Source organism: Brevundimonas sp. MEB006b (assembly GCF_030209705.1).
GTDB lineage: Bacteria > Pseudomonadota > Alphaproteobacteria > Caulobacterales > Caulobacteraceae > Brevundimonas.
Map to the genome: position 1 here is coordinate 269,518 of NZ_JARVRL010000005.1, position 20,563 is coordinate 290,080.

Below are 20,563 nucleotides of genomic sequence, written 5' to 3' on the forward strand. Positions count from 1 at the left end.
CCCCTTTTGTCAGGGGTCGCCTTGCGTTGGAAGGGCGGCGAGGCCCCTAAACGTCGAGTTCTTCTTTCACAAACTGAGCGTTTTCCTGAATGAACTGGAAGCGCGCATCGGCGCGCTTGCCCATCAGGCGTTCGACTAGGTCCTCGATGCTGGCCTCGGCGTCGGGCACCGTAATGCGGGCCAGGGTGCGCTTCTTCGGATCCATGGTGGTCTCCTTCAGCTGGGAGGCCATCATTTCGCCCAGGCCCTTGAACCGGCCGATCTCGGTTTTCTTGCCCTTGAACACGGTCGCCAACAGTTCGTCGCGGTGGGCGTCGTCGCGGGCGTATTCGCTCAAGGGACCGGCCGAAATTCGATAGAGCGGCGGAAGAGCCATGAACACCCGGCCCTGACGGATCGTCTCGGGCATGACGCGGTAGAAGAAGGTGATCAGCAGCGCCGCGATGTGGGCGCCATCCACGTCGGCGTCGGTCATGATGACGATCCGCTCGTAGCGCAGGTCGTCGATGTTGAAGCGATTGCCAGGCTGGACGCCCAAGGCCAGGGCCAGATCGGACAGTTCGACGTTGGCGCGCAGCTTGTCAGCGGTGGCGGACGCAACGTTCAAAATCTTGCCGCGCAGGGGCAGGATGGCCTGGGTCGTGCGGTCGCGCGCCTGTTTGGCCGAGCCGCCGGCCGAATCGCCTTCGACGATGAAGAGTTCGGTGCCTTGAGCCGACTGACGGCTGCAGTCCGACAGCTTGCCGGGCAGGCGCAGCTTGCGGGTGGCGGCGGCGCGCTGGACTTCCTTGTCCTTGCGGCGACGTAGCCGATCCTCGGCGCGATCGACGACGAAGCCCAGCAGGGCGTTGGCCTGTTTGGGGCTCTCGGTCAGCCAGTGGTCCAGCGGGTCGCGGAGCAGCTGCTCCACGATGCGCGCACCCTCGGGCGACGACAGACGGTCCTTGGTCTGGCCCTGGAATTCGGGATTGCGGATGAAGACGCTGATCAGGGCGCCGGCATTGGCGATGACGTCCTCGGCCGTGATGATCGCGGCGCGTTTCTCGTTGGTCAGTTCGCCATAGGATTTCAGACCCTTGACGAGAGCGGCGCGGAAGCCGGCCTCGTGCGTGCCCCCGTCGGGCGTCGAGACGGTGTTGCAGTAGGACTGGATGAAGCCGTCCGATTCACCAAAGCCGATCGGCGACCAGGTGACGGCCCATTCGAAGGCGCCCGCTTCGCCTTGGCGCTCGGCGCGGCCGGCGAAGGTCGGGGTGACGGTTTCCAACTGACCGATACGGTCGATCAGGGCGTCGGCGAGGCCGCCGGGGAAGTGCAGACTGGCCTGCGCCGGTGTGGCGTCGGTGATCCGCTCTGGCGCGCAAGTCCAGCGAATCTCAACGCCGCGGAACAGATAGGCCTTTGACCGCGCCATGCGGAATAGACGAGCGGGCTTGAAGGCCGCGCCCATGCCGAAGATTTCTTCGTCGGGCTTGAAGCGGATCAGGGTGCCACGCTTCTTGGATGGGCCGATCTGCTGGATCGGGGCCAGGACGTGGCCGCGGCTGAAGGCCTGTTTCCATTCGAAACCATCGCGCCAGACCGTGACCTCGACGCTTTCGCTCAGGGCGTTGACGACCGAGACGCCGACGCCGTGCAAACCGCCAGAAGTTTCATAGGCTTTGCCGGAAAACTTGCCGCCGGAGTGCAGGACCGTCATGACGACTTCCAGCGCCGACTTGCCGGGATGTTTCGGATGCGGATCGACCGGGATGCCGCGTCCGTCGTCGCGCACCGACAGATAGCCGCCGGCGTCCAGATCGACGGTGATCAGCTTGGCGTGTTTGGCCACCGCCTCGTCCATGGCGTTATCCAGGACTTCGGCGAACAGGTGGTGCAGGGCGCGCTCGTCGGTGCCGCCGATATACATGCCGGGGCGTTTGCGAACGGGTTCAAGCCCTTCCAGCACCTCGATGGATGAGGCGGAATAGCCGGTGGCGGCCGCCGTCGTCGCTGTGGCCTGAACAGGTGGCGGCGCGGGGGTTGGGGCGATAATGGGCCCAGCCGCAGGCGGGGTCACCGCAACAGGCTTGGGCGGCTCGGGTTTGCGAGCTTCGGGTTCGTCGTCAAAAGCGAAGAGGTCGGCGGCCATTCACATAGTCTGAGGCGATTCGTGACCGGGTCTGGTAGGCCCGTGAGGCCGGTCGAGCAAGCGGCGCACGAACAGGGGCCGGATCGAAGGTCACGGCGCGGGCCATAATCGCCAGCATAAGAATCCACGGCAGGTTCGCGTGGGTCAGCAGGACGCTCTCTGACAGGCTCAAAGCGGTAAAGGCGGACAGATAGGCGATGCTCCAATAGCCTTCGCGCGCTCCGAGCCCGTTCGTGCGCGCGATGACGAAGATCGCAGAAATCGCCATGATGGCACCCACAGCCACCGCACCGGGCCAGCCCAGCTGCACGAGAAGATCGATCCAGCCGTTGTGGGCGGAGGGGACGGGCCATTGGGTCTCGATGCGGATTTCGCGCGCGGGGATCGAGTCCACGCCCCAGAAGGCGCTGAAGCCATATCCGGTCCAGGGGCGCTCAGCGACCTTTCGCATCAAAGCCTCCCAGATCAGGGTGCGGCCTGTCAGCGACGGGTCCTTGCCCAGCGCTTCCAGGATTGCGGCGGAGTCGGAGTTCCACAGCCAGGTTGCGCCCGCCGCAATGATGACGGCAAGCCAGATTCCGATGACCGTGATGACCGCGCCGCCCTGTTTCAACGCCCACCACCCCCCGATCATGCCCAGGCCCAAGCCCCAGCACAGAAGCGATGTCTTGGATTGGGTGGCGAGCACCAGGAGTGTGGTCAAGCCCAATGTCAGCAGGCAGATCCAGATCCGGTGGCTGCGTCCGGCGATATGGTCGGCGGCCAGGGTCGCTGCGGCGGAGACGGCGCCCACCACCATGACCAGCCCCATCTGGTTCTTCTCGTACCAGAGGCCACGCCACAGGCCGGCGTTGTCGAACTGGTGCACCCCGACCTTCGGATAGCCGAAAACCATGATCAGGCTGCCGACCGCCATCACCAGACAGGTGTACATCAGGACGCGCGGCAGGGCGTCATCACGGAAGCGGGCGCCCATATAGATGGCGAAGGCGCTGTTGATCGCCATGGCGATGACGCGGCGCTCCGTGACCTCGGGGTCGATGGACCAGTATTTCGAGACGAAACACAGGGCGACGAGGGCGAACATCATCAGCCATGCCGGCCAGGCGCGGATGACCTTGTCGAAGCGAAAGACGAACAGGCCGGCGATGACGGCATAGACCGGCAACCAGATGAACCGCAGGATCGGCGTCTCGACCTGGGTCGGAGCGATGACGGGTGCGATCAGGGCGCCGGTCAGCATGAAGACGACGAAGCCGGCCGCCCACTGTTCCCACAGCGGCGGAGAATCATCTGGGGTCTGAGCGGGCGGTTCGCGCACGGGCGCACAGTCCTTTGCGGCGCTTAAGGAAACGTGACCGCAGCGGTGAAGGCGGCGAGGCCCTGCTCCAGATCGGCGACAAGATCCGCAGGATCTTCAAGACCGACATGCAGTCGGATCAGTTCGCCCTCAAGCACGGGCGGATGGCAGCGGTAGTCCATCTGATGGGTCTCGTGGGTGATCAGGCTTTCGAACCCGCCCCAGGAATAACCGAGGCCGAACAGTGTCAGGGCGTTCAGGCACGCCTCGCCCGCCGCCTTGTCGCCGCCCTTCATAACCACGCCCATCAGGGACGCCGCGCCGGTGAAATCTCGCCGCCACACGTCATGGCCGATCGAGCCGGGCAGGGGTGGATAAAAGACGCGGGACACCTCGGGTCGAGCGTGCAGCCACTCCGCGATGATCAAAGCCGACCGCGCCTGTTCGGCATAGCGCAGCGGCAGGGTCCGCAGGCCGCGCAGCGCAAGCCAGGCGTCATCGGGCGACACATGCCAGCCGAGATCCTCGATGGTGTCGCCGATCGCGCGCAGGCAGGCGGGATTGTTCGACGCAATACAGCCCATCAGCACGTCCGAATGACCGCCGACATATTTGGTGACGGCCTGAACGCTGACATCCACGCCATGGGCCAGCGGACGATAGGCCAGGCCGGCGGCCCAGGTATTATCGACCACCGTCAGGACGCCTCGTGTGCGGCAGGCCTGGGCCACGGCGGCGACATCGACCATTTCGAATGTGAGAGAGGCTGGCGACTCCATCAGCACCAACCGCGTGCGTTCGCCGATGGCGGCCAGAACAGCCTGCGCGTCTGCGTCTGCGGGCAAAAAGCGGGTCGTGACGCCGCGGGTCGATTGATACCGGCTCAGGAACCGGCGCGTCGGACCATAGACGGCGTCTGTCGTGATCACCTCGTCGCCCGGTCTCAAAAGCGCCAGCAGCGAAACCGTGACGGCCGCAAGACCCGACGGAACCAGAAAGGCGTCCTCTGACCCCTCCAGGTCGGCCAGGGCGCGGCGGAGATCGCGGGCGGCGCTGGTCCCGCTGAGGCCATAGGTCGGCCCGTCCGTCTCGTCGCCCATGACGGCCGCGCTGTCGCTCAACATCGTCGAGGCGCGTTCGATCGGTGGATTGACGCCGCGCCGACCCTGGCCGCGTCGCGTGGCAGCGGCGATCAGGCGGGTGCGGTCCGAAAGCGGCGACATGGCCCCTCCGATGGGTTGCGGATCGGCCCCTAAAGGCCTCTAAAGCCAGCGGGGCGCAAGCGGCGAGGGATAGGAACGCGATGCGGTGCTGGACGATCGGAGCGATGGCCGTTGTGCTGATGACGACGGCTTGCGGGCGCAAGGACGCCAGCCCTGCGCCGGAAACCAGCCCCGCCACGCCCGCGCAAGCGTCTTCGACTGCGGTCGTAAAAAGCCCGACGCTGGCCGCCATCAAACGCCGCGGTCGCCTGAATTGCGGTGTGCATCAGGGGTTGGTCGGCTTTGCCTACACCGACAATCGCGGTCAGTGGCGCGGCTTCGACGTGGACTTCTGTCGCGCGACGGCGGCGGCGGTGCTGGGCGATGCCGATGCGGTGCGGTTCGTGCCTCTGTCGGCATCGGATCGTTTCACGGCGCTGAACGACGGCCGCATCGATGTGCTTTGGCGCAACTCGTCCTGGACCATGAGCCGCGACGCGGGCGAGGGGTTCGTCTTCGCCGGCGTCAACTATTACGACGGCCAGGGCTTTCTGGTTCGGCGTTCGCTGAACCTGAACAGCGCGACTGAACTGACGGGCGCGCGGGTTTGCGTTCAATCGGGTTCGACGTCCCAGGCCAACGCTGCCGATTATTTCCGGTCTCGAGGCATCGAATATCGACCTGTCGTGTTCGAGACGGAGGAGGCGGCGCGCGACGCCTATGGTCGCGAGGATTGCGACGCGTTCAGCGCCGACATCTCCGCGCTAGCCGCCGCGCGGACTGTGCTGACCAATCCCAACGAGCATGTGATCCTGTCCGATGTGGCGTCCAAGGAGCCGCTGGGGCCGGTAGTCAAGGCGGGCGACGAACGCTGGGCCTCGACCGTCCGCTGGACCCTAAACGCCCTAATGCTGGCCGAAGAACTCGGGGTCACCAAGGCCAATGCCGAAGATCAGTTCAAGACGACGACGGACCCACGCGTGCGACGTCTTTTGGGCGCCGAGGGCGAGTTCGGACCCATGCTGGGGCTGTCGAACGCCTGGGCCAAGGACGCCGTGGGTGCGGTCGGAAACTATGGCGAAATCTTCGAGCGGAATTTGGGATCGCAATCGGCGCTCGACCTGGCGCGCGGTTTGAACGCACAATGGAACGCGCGCCCGGCCGGCTTGATCTATGGCCTGCCGATCCGATAAGCGCCGACGCTTGCATCGCTTCCTGGGGGACAGATGACCGAGACGAAACGCGGCGGCCTTGCGCTGCACTGGCTGATGTTGATCGGTTTCGCGGTCGGTCTGATCGGAGGATTGCTGGTCAATCTGACGCTGGGAGCGGATACGGCCTGGGTGGTCTGGCTGACAGACAACGTCACCGGACCGCTGGGCCAGATCTTCCTGCGCCTGCTGTTCATGATGGTGATCCCGCTGCTGTTCTCGGCCCTGGTGGTCGGGGTGGCCGAGATGGGCGATCTGAGCTCGCTTGGACGGGCGGGAATTAAGACTCTGTTGTTGACCATTCTGGTGTCCAGCATCGCTGTGGTTATCGGCCTGGTGATGGTCAATGTGTTCCAGCCCGGAAGGGGCGTGGACCCGGTCCTCGCGCAGCAACTGCTGGACCAGGGACGTGACGGCGCGGCCGGCATCGTCAGCGGCGCGCCTGAAACCATCCAGTTGGGTGATTTCTTCCTGGATCTGATTCCGTCGAACGTCTTCACCGCTGCCTCCGAGAACCAGATCCTGCCGGTGATGGTGTTCGCTCTGTTCTTCGGCATCGGCCTGGTGATGGCCAAGTCGCCTGCGACCGACCGCTTGCAGCAGGTCATCGAGGGCATGTTCGAAGTCACGATGAAGCTGATCAACCTCTTCATCAAACTGGCCCCCATCGCCATCGCCTGCTTGATGTTCAACCTGGCGGCCCTGTTCGGCTGGGACCTTTTGGTGCGCCTCGCGGCCTATGTCGGCGTCGCGGTGGGCGCGATGGCGATCCACATGTTCGTCGTCTATCCGGTCGTGATCTGGATCCTTGGCGGCCGGTCGCCGATTGCCTTCTTCAAGGGCGTGCGCGAGCCGATGGTGGTGGCCTTCTCGACCGCTTCCTCCAACGCGTCTCTGCCTGTGTCGCTTAAGGCGGCCGAGCAGGAGCTGAAGCTGCCGCGCAAGATCGCTCGCTTTGTCCTTACGGTCGGCGCCACCGCCAACCAGAACGGCACGGCTCTGTTCGAAGGCGTAACGGTGCTGTTTCTGGCCCAGTTCTTTGGCATCGACCTGACGATCACGCAGCAGGTCATCGTCATGCTGGTCTGCATCCTTGGCGGCATCGGTACGGCAGGCGTGCCGGCTGGTTCGCTGCCGGTCGTGGCGATGATCCTGGTGATGGTGAAGGTGCCGCCGGAGGGCATCGGCCTGATCCTGGGCGTGGATCGCTTCCTGGACATGTGCCGCACAACCCTGAACGTCACGGGCGATTTGGTTCTGGCCACCGTCGTTTCGCGCGGCGAGGAAGACGAGCCGATCGACGCCGACGATGTCGTCCCCGTGGCGCCGCCGGCCTGATCTCAGCCGGTTTCGACGGGGGTGTCCGTTCGGGCACCCCATTCAGCCCAAGAGCCGTCATAAAGCCGCGACGGACGACCGAGTTCGGCTAAGCCCAGCGTCAATATCGCGGCGGTCACTCCGGATCCGCAGGTCGTGATGATAGGTCGGTTGATATCCACGCCGGCGTCCGCAAAGGCCTGCTCCAAAGCTGAGCCACGCTTCATCGTGCCGTCGTTGCTTAGCAATCGGCCGAAGGGGAGGTTGTGTGCGCCGGGCATATGGCCGCTGCGAACGCCGGCGCGAGGTTCGGGCGCCGCGCCGTTGAATCGTGGTGCGCCTCGCGCATCCACGACCTGGGCGTCCTGGGCCAAGGCCGCGCGCACGTCATCCAACGAGGCGACAGCATCGAGCGTCATCTTGGCATGGAAGTCTTTTGCATCTGCGACTGAAGGCCCGGAGACGGTTGGCAGGCCGTCGTCACGCCAGCGCGGCAGGCCGCCGTCGAGCACCTGAACCCTCGTCGCGCCCATCGTCTTCAGCATCCACCAGACGCGCGCCGCCGAGAACAATCCGGCTGTATCATAAACGACGATCTGGTCATCGACGGAGAGGCCCAGCGTCCCGACCGCCGCCCCAAAGGCCTCTGGTGTCGGCATCATGTGGGGCAGTGGGCTGTCGTGGTCCGATATCGCGTCCAGATCGAAAAAGACGGCGCCAAGGATATGAGACCGCTCGAAATCGGAGCGCGCATCTCGCCCATCCAGATGCCAGCTGCCATCGACGATCCGTAAATCCGGCGCGCCCAATCGCGCGGCAAGGTCCGTCGTCGAAATCAACGGGCTCATGGGCGAGACAGGCTCAGTTGGATGACGTCGGTGCGGCCGGAGCGGAAACCGGCCTCGCAATAGGCCAGATAAAAGTGCCAGAGCCGGCGGAATCTTTCGTCAAAGCCGGAAAGCTTGCTGATTTCGCCCCAGGACGCCTGGAAACGTTCATCCCAAAGCTTGAGCGTCGCAGCGTAGTCGAGGCCGAACCGTTCCACCGACTGCCATGACAGTCCGGCTTTCGACACGACCGGCGCCAGCCGGTCTTCGGAGGGCAGCATTCCGCCGGGGAAGACGTATTTCTGGATGAAATCCGTCCGGGCATTGTATTCGTCGAACAGGTCGTCCTGGATCGTGATGATCTGTAGTCCGGCCTTGCCGCCAGGTTTAAGCACGTCGTGGACCTTGCCGAAGTAGGCGGGCCAGTACTCCATGCCCACAGCCTCGAACATCTCGATGGACGCCACCCGATCAAATCGACCCTGCACATCGCGGTAGTCGATCAGCTGAATATCGGCGCGGTCGCTCAAACCCGCGTTGAACATGCGCTGGCGAGCGAAATCGTGCTGCTCTGTGGAAATCGTGATCCCGGTGACCTTGGCGCCGATCTCGCGCGCCGCGAACTCGGCGAAGCCGCCCCAGCCGCAGCCGATTTCCAGCACTGACATGCTTGGCCGAAGATCCATCATTCGGGCCAGGGCGACGTATTTCTCACGCTGCGCCACCTCCAACGCCTCACCATCGCGGCTGAAGCGGGCCGATGAATATGTCATCGTGCCGTCCAGCCACTGGGAATAGAAGGCGTTGCCCAGATCGTAGTGGGCGTGGATGTTTTTCTTGGATCCGGTCTTGCTGTTACGATTGGTGCGGTGGCTCAGCCAGTTGACCACCCACATGATCAGGTTGCCGTCGAACAGGCGCCGGATGTGATCGTAGTTGTCCACCAGGGTTTCGAGCAGACCGGCCAAGTGCGGACTGTCCCACTCGCCCGCGATATAGCCTTCGGCGAAGCCGATATCGCCGGCCGCGAGTACGCGGCGTGCGAACCGATAGTCGCGCACCGTCATTATGCCGCTGGGGCCCGGCTGCTTGCCTTGAAGCACATGGGTCTCACCATTGGGCAGTTGCACCGTCAAGCGGCCGAAGGTCCAGTTGGCGGCCAGAAGCCGCAGCATCATAGCGAACACGCGCGGTGTTCGGCTGGCGACGGCTTCGATATCGGCGTGTGCGACGCTCATTTTTTGACTTTCAACGCGGAATACAAAGGGGGTCAATCACGGTCGCTGTGGTCGTCGCCGCGACCGGAAACGGTCTTCAGGGCAGCAAGCGCCCGGGCGCGGCCCTTCTCATGTTCGACGATCGGCTTGGGGTAATCGCGCCCTAGAACGATTTCGGCGTCACGCAGCACTTCAGCGGGTGCGGTCCAGGGCGACTGTAGCCAGCGGTCGGGCAGGCGGCGAAGTTCCGGCACCCACCGACGGACATAGCCGCCGTCGGGATCGAACTTTTCGGCCTGCGTGATGGGATTGAAAATGCGGAAGAAGGGGGAGGCGTCTGCGCCCGACCCTGCGACCCACTGCCAGTTCTGCACATTGCTGGCCCGGTCGGCGTCCACCAGCGTGTCCCAGAACCAGGCTTCGCCTTCGCGCCAGTCGATCAGCAGATGTTTGATCAGGAAGGAGGCGACGACCATTCGCACCCGATTGTGCATCCACCCCGTCGTCCAGAGCTGACGCATCCCGGCGTCCACCAACGGGTATCCGGTCCGCCCCTGTCGCCACGCCCTGAGGCTCGCGTCGTCCTTACGCCAGGGCATGGCGTCATATTCGGGACGGAACGCGCGCTCGGTGATGTAGGGAAAATGGTGCAGCAGGTGCGCCGAGAACTCGCGCCAGCCGATCTCAGCAATGAATTTGTCGGCCTCCGATGATGACACCTTGCCGTCTTTGGCTTCCTGTCGGGCGCGGTCTATCGCCCGCCAAGGGCTGATCTCGCCCCAGTGAAGATGCGGCGACAGGCGGCTGTTGGCGCCTTGCCGGTCGGGAAAGTCGCGATCCTTCGCATAGGTCTTCAGGCCGGATGGTATGAACCTGGATAAGGCCTGCGAGGCCCCATCCTCCCCCGGCGTCCAGTCGAAGCCCTTGGACCAATCCGGACGGTGGGGGTGCAGCTTCCAGCCGTCGAGGTCGTCGGATTGAACCGTTTCGGGCGTCTGTATCTGGCGAGGTCCCGTTGTGTGAGCCGGCGCCTCGGCCGTGGCCAGCAGAGCTCTCAAGAACGGCGTGAAGACTTTGTACGGCTGGCCCGAACCGTTCAGCACCTCGCCCGGGCGGCAGAGCAGGGCGCCATTGAAGCCACGACATTCGACGCCGTCCGCCTTGAGCGTATGGGCGATTTCGGCGTCATGCTCAAACGCCTCTGGTTCGAACAGGCGGTTCATAAAAACAACGTTGGCGCCGGTTTCGGCGATCAGCGCCTGAAGCTGGCTCAGCGCATTGCCCTTGCGCAGAATCAGGCGCGAACCGCGATATTGAAGCGCGGCATCCAGCGCCCTCAACGACTTGTCGAGCCACCAGCGCGACGCGGCGCCCATCGGCCGCTCGAAATGCTCGTCTAGAATATAGACGGGCAGGATTGGTCGCCCCGTCTCCGCTGCGTGGTTCAGGGCGGGATTGTCATGCAGTCGCAGATCGCGGCGAAACCACAGGATGACAGGTTTGGTGGCCACGCGGGCGAACTCCGTGATAACTTGCGCTCATCCCTTCAGAGCGCCACCTGATGGCCCAATAGCTGCGGCAAAAGCCGCCTCCACAACACCGAACGTCGAAAGAGCCGCCTCGTGAGCCGACCCAACGCTGTCATTACGTTGTCCGAAGGTCTTCGGACGCCTGTCGTCATCGGTGGCGGCGCAAGAATCGCTTTCATCGCCGGTCCTTGCCAGATGGAGAGCCGCCAGCACGCGCTGGAGACGGCCCATGCCCTGAAGGAAATCGGCGAGCGGTTGAACGTCGGCATCATCTACAAGACCAGTTTCGACAAGGCGAACCGGACCAGCGCCAGCGCCGCGCGGGGCATCGGTCTGAAAGACGCCATGCCGATCTTCGCCGAGATTCGCGAGGTGACCGGCCTGCCAACCCTGACGGACGTCCACTCCGAGGTTCAGTGTGGTCCGGTCGGCGAGGTCGTCGATGTGTTGCAAATCCCGGCCTTCCTCAGCCGCCAGACCGACCTGCTGCTGGCCGCCGCCGCCACCGGCAAGGCGATCAACATCAAGAAGGGTCAGTTCCTGGCTCCTTGGGACATGAAGAACGTCATCGCCAAGGTCGTCGGCGCCGGCAATCCGAACGTCATGGCCTGCGAACGCGGCGCCAGCTTCGGCTACAACACTCTGGTCAGCGACATGCGAGCGCTTCCGGTGCTGCGAGAGATCGGCTGCCCCGTCGTCTTCGATGCGACCCACAGCGTTCAGCAGCCGGGCGGGCAGGGCGCGTCGTCGGGCGGTCAGCGCGAGTTCGTGCCGGTGCTCGGGCGCGCGGCGGTGGCCGTCGGCGTCGATGCAGTCTTCATGGAAACGCACCAAGACCCGGATAATGCGCCGTCGGATGGCCCAAACATGGTGCCGCTGAGCCAGTTCGAGACCCTGGCCGCCGAACTGATCGCCTTCGATGACCTGGCCATCAAGATCGGGGCCAAGGCGCCGGTGGCGCGGGCCGCCTGAATCCTCTAGGTCGGACCTATGTCTGACACCATGGATCTGGGCGCCCTTCAAAGCCTGTTGGAGCGCGTGCGCGGCCTGAAGATCGCCTGCGTCGGCGATCTGATGCTGGATCGCTACGTCTATGGCGAGGTGAGCCGCATCTCGCCCGAGGCGCCGATCCCTGTGCTCCGCACGAGCCGCACCGTCGCCATGCCGGGCGGCGTCGGCAACGTCGCGCGTAATATCGCGGCTATGGGTGGGGTGGCGCGGCTGGGCGCCGTGATCGGCGACGACGCGGCTGGAGCGGAACTGACCGCTCTGATCGCCGCCGAGCCGCACATAGAAGACGTCGTGGCGAGGCCGGCAGGCGCGTCCACCATCGTGAAGACGCGCTTCGTTTCGGGAGGGCAACAGCTGTTGCGTTTGGATGACGAGGCTGCGCCGACCTCGATCCAGGATTCGGACGCGTTTGCAGACGCTTCGGTGTATTTGCTTTCAGATTACGCCAAGGGCGTCGTCAGCGATGCACTTCTGGCTTCGGCGCGGAACGCGGCGCAGACATCGGGTGCGCCGGTTGTCGTCGATCCAAAGGGAAGGGACTTCGCTCGCTACGGCGCGGTCGATGTCATCAAGCCCAATGCTTCGGAACTGGCCGGCGCTACAGGCCTGCCAGTCGGGACGGACGCCGAGGTCGAGACGGCTCTGGCCGCCTTGCTGGGCGCCACGACCGCCAAGGCGATCATCGTCACACGTGCGGGTAAGGGCATGAGCCTGGCGCGGCGCGGCGAACGAGTGAAGCACTTCCCCGGCCGGGCGCGCGAGGTCTTCGACGTGTCTGGCGCCGGCGATACAGGCCTCGCCGCCATCGGGTTGGCGCTGGGCGCCGGCGCATCGCTGGAGATGGCGGTCGAGTTCGCCATCCTGGCCTCTGGCGTGGTCGTCGGAAAGGCTGGCACGGCTGTCGTCACACCCGCGGAGTTGATCGAAGCCGAGATGAGTCAGCACGCCACCGCTGCGGTGTCCAAGGTGACGCCGCTCGACGAGTTGGCGGTCGAGGTCGAGGGCTGGCGGCGTCAGGGCCTGAAGGTCGGTTTCACAAACGGCTGTTTCGACATCCTGCACCGCGGCCATGTCGCCTATCTGGCGCAGGCGCGCAGCTGGTGCGATCGGCTGGTCGTGGCGCTGAACACCGACGCCTCGGTCAAACGACTGAAGGGCGAGGGGCGACCGGTGAATGATCTGGACAGTCGTGCCGTCGTCATCGGCGGGCTGGCCAGCGTCGATCGCGTCACCAGTTTCGATGACCCGACGCCGATCGCCCTGATCGAACGGCTGCGTCCTGATGTTCTGATCAAGGGCTCGGACTATACGCGAAAGGGCGTCGTGGGCGGCGATCTGGTCGAAAGCTGGGGCGGCGAGGTCAAGCTGGCCGATTTTAAGGACGGCTATTCAACCACGCGGACGATCGAGAAAATGACAGGGAGCGCGCAGTGACGCCGAGAATGATCGTCGTGACCGGCGGCGCCGGTTTCATCGGCTCGAACATCGTCGCCCGACTGACGGCGGAGACCGCCTATGATGTGGTCGTCTGCGATCGTCTGGAGACGGCCGACCTGGCCAAGTGGAAGAACCTGGCCAAGCACGCGATCGCTGACTTCTGGTCGCCGGAAGAGTTGTTCGAGCAGCTGGAGCGCCACGCTGAGCGGATTGAGGCCGTGGTCCATATGGGCGCGATCTCTTCGACGACCGAGCCGGACGCCGACCTGATTTTGCGGACCAACTTCACTCTGTCCCGCGACCTGTGGGATTGGTGCGCGATCCGGGGATCGCGGATGATCTACGCGTCGTCGGCTGCGACCTATGGCGACGGCGAGACGGGCTTCAACGATGACGACGATGCAGACTCATTATCGCAGCTTCGCCCGCTAAATGCCTATGGCTATTCGAAAATGCTGTTCGACCAATATGCAATCCGACAGGCGGATCGGGGGCAGGCGCCGCCTCAGTGGGCGGGGCTGAAATTCTTCAACGTCTATGGCCCGAACGAGGGTCACAAGGGCGGAATGAAGTCGGTTGTGGCGCAAATCTGGCCCAAGGTTGCGGTGGGCGAGACCGTGACCCTGTTTCGGTCGCACAATCCGAACTATGCGGACGGCGGGCAGATGCGGGACTTCGTCTATATCGACGATGTGGTCGATATCATCGAGTTTTTGCTCCAGTCGCCGCAAGTCTCCGGCATCTTCAACGCCGGCTCGGGTCAGGCGCGGTCGTTCGCCGATCTTGCGCGCGCCACCTTCGAGGCCGCCGGCAAGACGCCCTCCATCGATTATGTCGATACGCCCCTGTCGATCCGCGACCGCTACCAGTATTTCACCCAAGCCCGCATGGATCGCATCCGCGCCGCAGGCTTCGAAGGTCAATCCACGCCGTTGGAAGAAGGCGTGCGGCGCTACGTGCAGGACTTCCTCGCCACGGCTGATCCGTACCGCTGATGCGTCGGCTGACCTTCAGGCAATGGGTCGGGTATGCAGGCTTCGCCGCCGTCTTCGTGCTGACGGCGGCCGTTGCGGTGTGGAGCGGCGACATTCTGAGGGCAGGGCTGGACCCGCAGGTGCCGTTCCAGACCTACAAGCCGCCGCCCGCGCCCGACTATCGAAAGACATCCTCCTGGGCGCTGATCGACCAAGGCGCGCCCAACCAGGCGGCGGTCTTCTTCGTCATGCCGACCACTTTCGATGGTGGAGCCGAGTGGAATGGGCCGATCGACGATGCACGGGCCAACGCCTATATGCGGCGCGTCGTGCTGCCCAACTATGCGTCGCCGTTCGCCCGGGAGGGCAGGGTCAGCGCGCCGCTGTATCGTCAAGCCAGCCTGTACACCCGCCTGACCTTGCGTGATGACGCGCGCGAAGCGCGCGCCTTTGCCTATGAGGACGTGAAGGCCGCCTTCGAACTGTGGCTACAGCAGCATCCGTCTGGCCCCATCGTGATCGCCGGCGTCGAACAGGGCGGAGAGCTGACGGCGCGTCTGGTTCGCGACCAGTTCCGCGCCAATCCGGCGCTGAAGGACAGGCTTGTTGCCGCCTATCTGATCGAGACCCTGGTCGGGCGCGAGATGTTCCGGCAGGCGATATCGCCATGCGACGCCGCCGATCAAACGGGATGTGTCGTGGCCTGGGCGTCGGTGCAGGACGGCGACGAACCAGGCGCGCGGCGGAAGCTGAGACGCGCTCTGGAATGGGACGATCGCGGCGATCTGGTGAATCTGTCCACTGATCCTATCTGCGTGAATCCGGTAACGGGTGCTGCGAGCCAGCCGCGCGCGCCAGCGCGTCAGCACAGCGGCGCGACCAATGCGACCGGCTTGGAATGGGGCGCCCGACCGGCTCTCACGGGTCGGCTTATTTCCACGGAATGTCGTGGCGGCCTGTTGTGGCATAGCGCGCCTGACGCCGATTTTTTGACGGCTGGCGGCAGTTGGGCGGATCGGCGCAAGATCGTCCCCTACAACCTTTTCTACGGCGACATCGAGCGGGACGTCAGCGTGCGTCTCGCAGCTTGGCGGGCCAAGCACGACCTTTAAGGCGGCCATCCTTTCGGTTTGTCTGGCGCCGCTCGCGCGCAGCGGGTAGGCTTGCCGCGTCAGGGAGGGATCTGAATGGACGTGACCACCATCTTCGCCGGCGTCGTGCTGTTGCTGGCCATCGTGCTGTTGATCAGCGTGATCAAGATCGTGCCGCAAGGCCGTGAATTCACAGTCGAGCGCTTCGGCAAATACACGAAGACTCTGAGCCCCGGCATCGGCTTCCTGACGCCGTTCGTGGAACGCGTCGGCCGCCGCATGAACATGATGGAACAGGTGCTGGACGTGCCGACCCAGGAGGTCATCACCAAGGACAACGCCATGGTGAAGGTCGACGGCATCGTCTTCATCCAGGTGATGGATTCCGCCCGCGCCGCCTATCGCGTCGACGATCTACCTTACGCCATCTCGCAGCTATGCATGACCAATCTGCGGACCGTGGTCGGTTCGATGGAACTCGATGAGGTGCTGAGCCAGCGCGACAGCATCAACACGCGCCTGCTGCATGTCATCGACGCGGCCACCGAACCGTGGGGCGTCAAGGTCAATCGGATCGAGATCAAGGACCTGACCCCGCCGACCGACATCACCAATGCCATGGCTCGCCAGATGAAGGCCGAGCGTGAACGTCGCGCCGTCATCACCGAGGCCGACGGCGAGAAATCCGCCGCCATCGCTCGCGCCGAGGGCGCCAAACAGGCCGCCATCCTTCAGGCCGAGGGTCGCAAGGAAGCCGCCTTCCGCGACGCCGAGGCGCGCGAGCGCGAGGCCGAAGCCGAGGCCCGCGCCACGGCCATGGTGTCGGAAGCCATCGCCCGCGGGGACGTCAACGCCATCAACTATTTCGTGGCTCAGAAGTACGTCGAGGCCTTCGCGGAACTGGCCCGCAGCCCGCAGCAGCGCACCGTCATCGTGCCGGCCGAAATGGGCGCCCTGGTCGGCACGATCGCCGGCATCGGCGAAATGGTCAGCCTGGCCAAGGATCAGAACTCGGGCGCGACGCCGCCCGTGCGGCCCGCGCCGCCCCGCCGCCCCGCCGGGGGCTCCGTTCCACCCTCGGCCTGATCGAAGGAGGCTGACCCATGATGTCGCTTGCTGATCTCTATGTCGCCCAGCCGTTCTGGATATGGTTGGCGATCGGGGTTCTGCTGCTGGCGGTCGAGGCGATGTTCTCGACCGAATGGCTGCTGTGGCCCGCTGTTTCAGCCGGCGTCGTCGCGGTCATGACGGCGGCGGGCGTGCAGTTGGGGCTGCCGGGCGAGGTCGCCGTGTTCGCTATTCTGACGGTCATCGCCACCCTGCTGTCCCGCCGTCTGATCTCCAAAGCCAATCCCGACGGTCCCGACATCAATGACCGAGACAGCCGTCTGCTCGGCCAGCGCGCGCGGGTGGTCGAAACGTTCGTCTCGGGCCGCGGTCGCGTCTTCATCTCCGGCGCTGAATGGCCGGCGGAGATCGTGGGCGAGGCGCCGGTCGAAGGACAGGATGTCGTCGTGATGCGCGTGAACGGCTCTTTGCTGACGGTGCAATCACCCGTCTGAACGCAACGGTGGCATCGGCGTTCGTCAGGCATGACAGACAGCCAGAACGCCGTCACAGACGGCTTGCCGACACCCAGACGCTATTGGGCCATTGTGTCCATCGGCTTGGGCATCACGCTTGCCGTCCTGGATGGCGCGATCGCCAATGTCGCCCTGCCGTCGATTGCACAGGATTTACAGGCGTCATCGGCCGCCTCGATCTGGATCGTCAACGCTTATCAGATCGCCATCGTGGTCGCTCTTTTGCCACTGGCGTCGCTGGGCGAGATCGTTGGCTATCGGCGTGTGTCACAGGCGGGGCTGGCCGTGTTCACCCTGGCCTCCATCGCGTGTGTGTTCGCCAACTCCATCGAGACGCTCAGCCTCGCACGCGTTGTTCAGGGCTTCGGAGCGGCAGGCATCATGAGCGTCAACGGGGCCCTGGTCCGTTACACCTATCCGCAGCGACTGCTGGGTCGTGCGGTCGGGATCAACGCGGTGATCGTGTCGCTGGCGGCGGCGGCGGGGCCGACCATCGCCAGCGCTATCTTGGCTATTGGACACTGGCGCTGGCTCTTTGCGCTGAATGTACCCATCGGCCTGTTGGCGGTGTCGCTGGCGGGTTTCACCCTGCCGCACAACCGACTCCAGCCGCGAAAGCTGAACTGGCTCGGGGCCGCGCTTAACGCTGCCGCATTCGGCCTGCTGATCACAGGCCTTCAATCGCTGGCGCACGGTGAGGCGGCCGTTCTTGGCTTCGGTCTGACAGGGGCAGGGCTCGCAGCCGGGATTTTGCTGATTCGCCACGAGCGCTCACGGACGTCGCCGTTGATACCGCTCGACCTCCTGGCGCGACCGATGTTCAGCCTGTCGGTCGCCACCTCGATCATATCCTTCACCGCCCAGATGATGGCGTTCGTCGCCTTGCCGTTCTTCCTCCAGGGCACATTGGGGCTTACGGCGGTCGAGACTGGCCTGCTGATGACCCCTTGGCCACTGGCGACCATGATTGCCGCGCCGCTGGCCGGCCATCTGTCTGATCGCTATTCGGCGGGCGTGCTGGGGGCCATCGGCCTGAGCCTGTTCGCCTGCGGCCTAATGGCGCTGAGTTTCCTCAATGCCGATTCGACCCATTTCGACATCGTGTGGCGCATGGCGCTTTGCGGCGCGGGCTTCGGATTTTTCCAGTCGCCCAACAATCGCGCCATGTTGTCGGAAGCGCCGAAGAATCGCGCCGGGGCAGCGGGTGGAACCCTGGGCATGGCGCGGGTCGTCGGGCAATCCCTGGGCGCCGTGGTGGTGGCCTTTCTGCTGTCGGCCGCGCCGATCAACGGCGTTAGGCATGGGTTTCAGATCGCGGCCGTCACGGCTCTGTTTGGTGCGGTGATGAGCGGGTCGCGAGTCCGCCGACGTCCAGCCGAGCCGGACAAGGAAGTGGAGGCGGTCTAGCGCCGGGGCAGTTCCGCGACCCCGCGATTCGCCAGTTGGTCGGCGCGTTCGTTCAGTTCATGGCCGGCATGACCCTTCACCCACCGCCATTTCACGTCGTGACGCAGGCGGGCCGTGTCCAGCCGCTGCCACAAGTCTGCGTTTTTCACAGGCTTTTTGTCGGCCGTCAGCCAACCGCGCGCCTTCCAGCCGCGCATCCATTCGGTGATACCCTGCATGACGTATTTGCTGTCGGTATGCAGTTCGACCTTACAGGGCCGTTTCAAGGCTTCCAGCGCCATAATGGCGGCCATCAGCTCCATGCGGTTGTTGGTCGTGTTGGCCTCGCCGCCCCACAGTTCCTTTTCGTGACCGCCGCCGTCCTGAAGCACGGCGCCCCAGCCTCCGGGGCCCGGATTGCCCTTGCAGGCGCCGTCGGTGTGGATGATGACGTGATCGGAGGGACTCATGGTCGCGCAGACCTACAGCCTCCCTTGGCGCGGGGCCATCACTGCGCCTATATGCGGGTCGAATTAAGAGTGGATGGGATCGGATGGCCGATCCCCGCGAGGAGATTAGCCATGGGCTCCATGAGCATCTGGCATTGGGCCATCGTCATCGTCGTCATCGCGCTGCTGTTCGGTGGCCGGGGCAAGCTGTCGGGCATCATGGGCGACGCCGCCAAGGGCATTCGCGCCTTCAAGGACGGCCTGAAGGACGAAGACAAGAAGGACGGTCCGCACGAGGGCGTCAGCTCGCTGCCGCGCACCGAGGCGGAAAAGGAAGAGCTGAAGCGCTAGTCGTCGTCTGTAAGGGCTGACGCATGGGCGGGCTCGGCCCCGGTATCGGGGGTTTCGAATTAGTGGTGATCGGTCTGGTGGCCCTGCTTGTGGTGGGGCCAAAGGATCTGCCTGTCCTGATGCGTCGCGTCGGTCAGATGGTGGCCAAGGCGCGCGCCATGGCCAATGAGTTCCGATCCAGTTTCGACGAGATGGCGCGTCAGTCCGAACTGGACGACCTGCGCAAAGAGGTCGAGGCGCTGCGGACGGGGCAGGGGGCCGTGTATCCCCTGGGTGCCGAGGCGGACGCCGCCTTCAAGGACATCAACGCCGGATTGACCGGGCCGACTGCGGCGGTTGCCCTGCCTGCGCCCGAAACGGAGGCGCCGGTGATGACGCCTGCGGCAGATGAATGGCCGGATACGCCCGCGCCCGTTGAGCCCGTTACGACGACGAAATCCAAGCGAGCGGCCCCCAAGGCAAAGACGGGGGCGGCGGTCGCCGGATCGGCGACCGCCAAGCCTCGCTCAGCCGCCAAACCGAAGACCGCCGCGCCGGCGGCCAAGGCCAAGCCTGCAGCCGCCAAGCCCAAGACCTCGCGCAAGAAAGCCGTTGACCTGTGACGCCTTCCGATCGTGACGAGGCCGAGATCGAGGCGTCGCGCGCGCCCCTGATGGATCACCTGATCGAGCTGCGCGGGCGGCTGCTGATCTGCGTCGTGGCCTTCTTTTTGGCCTTCATCCTCTGCTTCGCCTTCGCCAATCAGATCCAGATTGCGCTGATCAAGCCGTATCAGGCCGCCGTGGCGATCCATGCCGCCGCCCTGTCGACCGGCGGTCACGCCAATCCGATCGAACTGATCGCGGTGATGACGGGGATCAAACCCTATCCGCCAGGGAGCGCCGCCGTTGTCCAACTGATCGCCACGGCGCCGCTGGAACAGCTCTTCACCAAGATGAAGATCGCGGCCTTTGGTGCGGCGGTCCTGACCTTCCCGGTCATGGCGTGGCAGATGTACCGGTTCGTGGCGCCGGGTCTTTATCGCAACGAGCGCGGGGCGTTTCTGCCGTTCCTGATCGCCGCGCCTGTGATGTTCTGCCTCGGCGGGGCGCTGGTCTATTATGTCATGCTGCCGTTCGTGATGCTGTTCTCGCTGAGCCAGCAGGTGGCCACCGACGGCATATCCGTGGCGCAGACGACCAAGATTTCCGACTATCTCAGCCTGGTGACCTCGCTGCTTCTCGCCTTCGGGCTTTGCTTCCAGCTTCCTGTGGTGACGACCCTTCTGGGCCTCGCTGGCCTGATCAGCTCCAAGGTCATGGCGGCCGGTCGGCGCTACGCCATCGTCGCCGTGGTCGTGGTCGCGGCGGTCGTCACGCCGCCCGATCCGATCAGCCAACTGATGCTGGCCGTGCCGCTGGTCATTCTCTACGAGATTTCAATCTGGTGCGTGCGACTAATCGAGCTGCGCCGCAAGAAAGCGGACGATCTGGAAGCCGAGATCGCTTAGCGCCACGGCGGCGTGTCGGTCGCTGCTCGAAACAGCCAGGCCATGCAAAAAAGGCCGG

Annotated in this window: 19 protein-coding genes; 12 read left to right on the forward strand and 7 right to left on the reverse strand. The window is 64.6% G+C overall.

The features are described 5' to 3' along the window. Positions 1-46 precede the first annotated feature (46 nt). Genes QRN13_RS07735 through metC form a run of 3 tightly spaced genes read right to left on the reverse strand, consistent with a single transcriptional unit; the run spans position 47 to position 4,654 of the window. The gene (locus QRN13_RS07735) at positions 47-2,131 is read right to left on the reverse strand and encodes a DNA topoisomerase IV subunit B (protein WP_284877469.1); all 2,085 of its coding nucleotides are present in this window, start codon (positions 2,129-2,131) and stop codon (positions 47-49) included. After that, complete coding sequence (locus tag QRN13_RS07740; protein WP_284877470.1) at positions 2,106-3,452, reverse strand: O-antigen ligase family protein; 1,347 nt, start codon at positions 3,450-3,452, stop codon at positions 2,106-2,108. Before QRN13_RS07740 ends, QRN13_RS07735 begins: the two co-directional genes overlap by 26 nt. A 23-nt stretch (positions 3,453-3,475) precedes the next feature. Next, on the reverse strand, positions 3,476-4,654 hold the full coding sequence (metC, locus tag QRN13_RS07745) for a cystathionine beta-lyase (RefSeq protein ID WP_284877471.1): 1,179 nt from the start codon (positions 4,652-4,654) through the stop codon (positions 3,476-3,478). A 104-nt stretch (positions 4,655-4,758) separates the two neighbouring features. Between metC and QRN13_RS07750 the strand changes: the two genes are divergently transcribed. Both QRN13_RS07750 and QRN13_RS07755 read left to right on the forward strand, forming a co-directional pair. Next, the gene (locus QRN13_RS07750; protein WP_284877472.1) at positions 4,759-5,826 is read left to right on the forward strand and encodes an amino acid ABC transporter substrate-binding protein; all 1,068 of its coding nucleotides are present in this window, start codon (positions 4,759-4,761) and stop codon (positions 5,824-5,826) included. Positions 5,827-5,859: 33 nt separating this feature from the next. Then, positions 5,860-7,182 carry a dicarboxylate/amino acid:cation symporter gene (locus tag QRN13_RS07755; protein ID WP_284877473.1) on the forward strand — a complete coding sequence of 441 codons (1,323 nt, stop codon included), beginning with the start codon at positions 5,860-5,862 and terminating at the stop codon, positions 7,180-7,182. Between the two features lie 2 nt (positions 7,183-7,184). On the opposite strand, the gene sseA is transcribed toward QRN13_RS07755, so the two are convergent. Genes sseA through QRN13_RS07770 form a run of 3 tightly spaced genes read right to left on the reverse strand, consistent with a single transcriptional unit; the run spans position 7,185 to position 10,716 of the window. Then, positions 7,185-8,009: a 3-mercaptopyruvate sulfurtransferase gene (gene sseA / locus QRN13_RS07760; protein ID WP_284877474.1), complete on the reverse strand. Its 825-nt coding sequence runs from the start codon at positions 8,007-8,009 to the stop codon at positions 7,185-7,187. After that, positions 8,006-9,226 carry a class I SAM-dependent methyltransferase gene (locus QRN13_RS07765; RefSeq protein ID WP_284877475.1) on the reverse strand — a complete coding sequence of 407 codons (1,221 nt, stop codon included), beginning with the start codon at positions 9,224-9,226 and terminating at the stop codon, positions 8,006-8,008. The genes sseA and QRN13_RS07765 overlap by 4 nt, the downstream gene beginning before the upstream one ends. A 32-nt stretch (positions 9,227-9,258) precedes the next feature. Further along, the gene (locus QRN13_RS07770; protein WP_284877476.1) at positions 9,259-10,716 is read right to left on the reverse strand and encodes a cryptochrome/photolyase family protein; all 1,458 of its coding nucleotides are present in this window, start codon (positions 10,714-10,716) and stop codon (positions 9,259-9,261) included. 111 nt (positions 10,717-10,827) lie between these two features. On the opposite strand from QRN13_RS07770, the gene kdsA reads away from it, so the two are divergent. From kdsA to QRN13_RS07805, 7 genes are all read left to right on the forward strand, one after another. Continuing rightward, positions 10,828-11,706: a 3-deoxy-8-phosphooctulonate synthase gene (gene kdsA, locus QRN13_RS07775; RefSeq protein ID WP_284877477.1), complete on the forward strand. Its 879-nt coding sequence runs from the start codon at positions 10,828-10,830 to the stop codon at positions 11,704-11,706. A 30-nt stretch (positions 11,707-11,736) separates the two neighbouring features. Beyond that, positions 11,737-13,179, forward strand: a complete 1,443-nt coding sequence (gene rfaE2 / locus QRN13_RS07780) for a D-glycero-beta-D-manno-heptose 1-phosphate adenylyltransferase (protein ID WP_284877743.1) — start codon at positions 11,737-11,739, stop codon at positions 13,177-13,179. A gap of 8 nt (positions 13,180-13,187) precedes the next feature. Next, on the forward strand, positions 13,188-14,177 hold the full coding sequence (gene rfaD, locus QRN13_RS07785) for an ADP-glyceromanno-heptose 6-epimerase (RefSeq protein ID WP_284877744.1): 990 nt from the start codon (positions 13,188-13,190) through the stop codon (positions 14,175-14,177). Continuing rightward, positions 14,177-15,268 carry a DUF3089 domain-containing protein gene (locus QRN13_RS07790; RefSeq protein ID WP_284877478.1) on the forward strand — a complete coding sequence of 364 codons (1,092 nt, stop codon included), beginning with the start codon at positions 14,177-14,179 and terminating at the stop codon, positions 15,266-15,268. The genes rfaD and QRN13_RS07790 overlap by 1 nt, the downstream gene beginning before the upstream one ends. A 75-nt stretch (positions 15,269-15,343) precedes the next feature. Next, entirely contained in the window at positions 15,344-16,333 is a 990-nt protein-coding gene (locus QRN13_RS07795) for an SPFH domain-containing protein (protein WP_153921808.1), read from the forward strand. Between the two features lie 17 nt (positions 16,334-16,350). Further along, entirely contained in the window at positions 16,351-16,809 is a 459-nt protein-coding gene (locus QRN13_RS07800) for an NfeD family protein (RefSeq protein ID WP_284877479.1), read from the forward strand. A 30-nt stretch (positions 16,810-16,839) separates the two neighbouring features. Beyond that, positions 16,840-18,237: an MFS transporter gene (locus tag QRN13_RS07805; RefSeq protein ID WP_284877480.1), complete on the forward strand. Its 1,398-nt coding sequence runs from the start codon at positions 16,840-16,842 to the stop codon at positions 18,235-18,237. On the opposite strand, the gene rnhA is transcribed toward QRN13_RS07805, so the two are convergent. After that, positions 18,234-18,686: a ribonuclease HI gene (rnhA, locus tag QRN13_RS07810; protein WP_284877481.1), complete on the reverse strand. Its 453-nt coding sequence runs from the start codon at positions 18,684-18,686 to the stop codon at positions 18,234-18,236. The two genes, QRN13_RS07805 and rnhA, sit on opposite strands and share 4 nt — an antisense overlap. Positions 18,687-18,797: 111 nt before the next feature. Here rnhA and QRN13_RS07815 point away from each other — a divergent pair, with 111 nt between their 5' ends. Genes QRN13_RS07815 through tatC form a run of 3 tightly spaced genes read left to right on the forward strand, consistent with a single transcriptional unit; the run spans position 18,798 to position 20,505 of the window. Continuing rightward, positions 18,798-19,016: a twin-arginine translocase TatA/TatE family subunit gene (locus tag QRN13_RS07815; RefSeq protein ID WP_017503863.1), complete on the forward strand. Its 219-nt coding sequence runs from the start codon at positions 18,798-18,800 to the stop codon at positions 19,014-19,016. A 23-nt stretch (positions 19,017-19,039) separates the two neighbouring features. Next, positions 19,040-19,618 carry a Sec-independent protein translocase protein TatB gene (gene tatB / locus QRN13_RS07820; protein ID WP_066551524.1) on the forward strand — a complete coding sequence of 193 codons (579 nt, stop codon included), beginning with the start codon at positions 19,040-19,042 and terminating at the stop codon, positions 19,616-19,618. Beyond that, positions 19,615-20,505, forward strand: a complete 891-nt coding sequence (gene tatC / locus QRN13_RS07825; protein WP_066551525.1) for a twin-arginine translocase subunit TatC — start codon at positions 19,615-19,617, stop codon at positions 20,503-20,505. Before tatB ends, tatC begins: the two co-directional genes overlap by 4 nt. The last annotated feature ends 58 nt before the right edge of the window (positions 20,506-20,563 follow it).

Coding starts and splice junctions, on each gene's coding strand:
- QRN13_RS07765 (WP_284877475.1), bottom strand. CDS start 9,226: ATGAGCGTCGCACACGCCGATATCGAAGCCGTCGCCAGCCGAACACCG.
- QRN13_RS07815 (WP_017503863.1), top strand. CDS start 18,798: ATGGGCTCCATGAGCATCTGGCATTGGGCCATCGTCATCGTCGTCATC.
- metC (WP_284877471.1), bottom strand. CDS start 4,654: ATGTCGCCGCTTTCGGACCGCACCCGCCTGATCGCCGCTGCCACGCGA.
- QRN13_RS07790 (WP_284877478.1), top strand. CDS start 14,177: ATGCGTCGGCTGACCTTCAGGCAATGGGTCGGGTATGCAGGCTTCGCC.
- sseA (WP_284877474.1), bottom strand. CDS start 8,009: ATGAGCCCGTTGATTTCGACGACGGACCTTGCCGCGCGATTGGGCGCG.
- rfaD (WP_284877744.1), top strand. CDS start 13,188: ATGATCGTCGTGACCGGCGGCGCCGGTTTCATCGGCTCGAACATCGTC.
- rnhA (WP_284877481.1), bottom strand. CDS start 18,686: ATGAGTCCCTCCGATCACGTCATCATCCACACCGACGGCGCCTGCAAG.
- tatB (WP_066551524.1), top strand. CDS start 19,040: ATGGGCGGGCTCGGCCCCGGTATCGGGGGTTTCGAATTAGTGGTGATC.
- rfaE2 (WP_284877743.1), top strand. CDS start 11,737: ATGGATCTGGGCGCCCTTCAAAGCCTGTTGGAGCGCGTGCGCGGCCTG.
- QRN13_RS07750 (WP_284877472.1), top strand. CDS start 4,759: ATGGCCGTTGTGCTGATGACGACGGCTTGCGGGCGCAAGGACGCCAGC.
- QRN13_RS07735 (WP_284877469.1), bottom strand. CDS start 2,131: ATGGCCGCCGACCTCTTCGCTTTTGACGACGAACCCGAAGCTCGCAAA.
- QRN13_RS07800 (WP_284877479.1), top strand. CDS start 16,351: ATGATGTCGCTTGCTGATCTCTATGTCGCCCAGCCGTTCTGGATATGG.
- QRN13_RS07755 (WP_284877473.1), top strand. CDS start 5,860: ATGACCGAGACGAAACGCGGCGGCCTTGCGCTGCACTGGCTGATGTTG.
- QRN13_RS07795 (WP_153921808.1), top strand. CDS start 15,344: ATGGACGTGACCACCATCTTCGCCGGCGTCGTGCTGTTGCTGGCCATC.
- QRN13_RS07805 (WP_284877480.1), top strand. CDS start 16,840: ATGACAGACAGCCAGAACGCCGTCACAGACGGCTTGCCGACACCCAGA.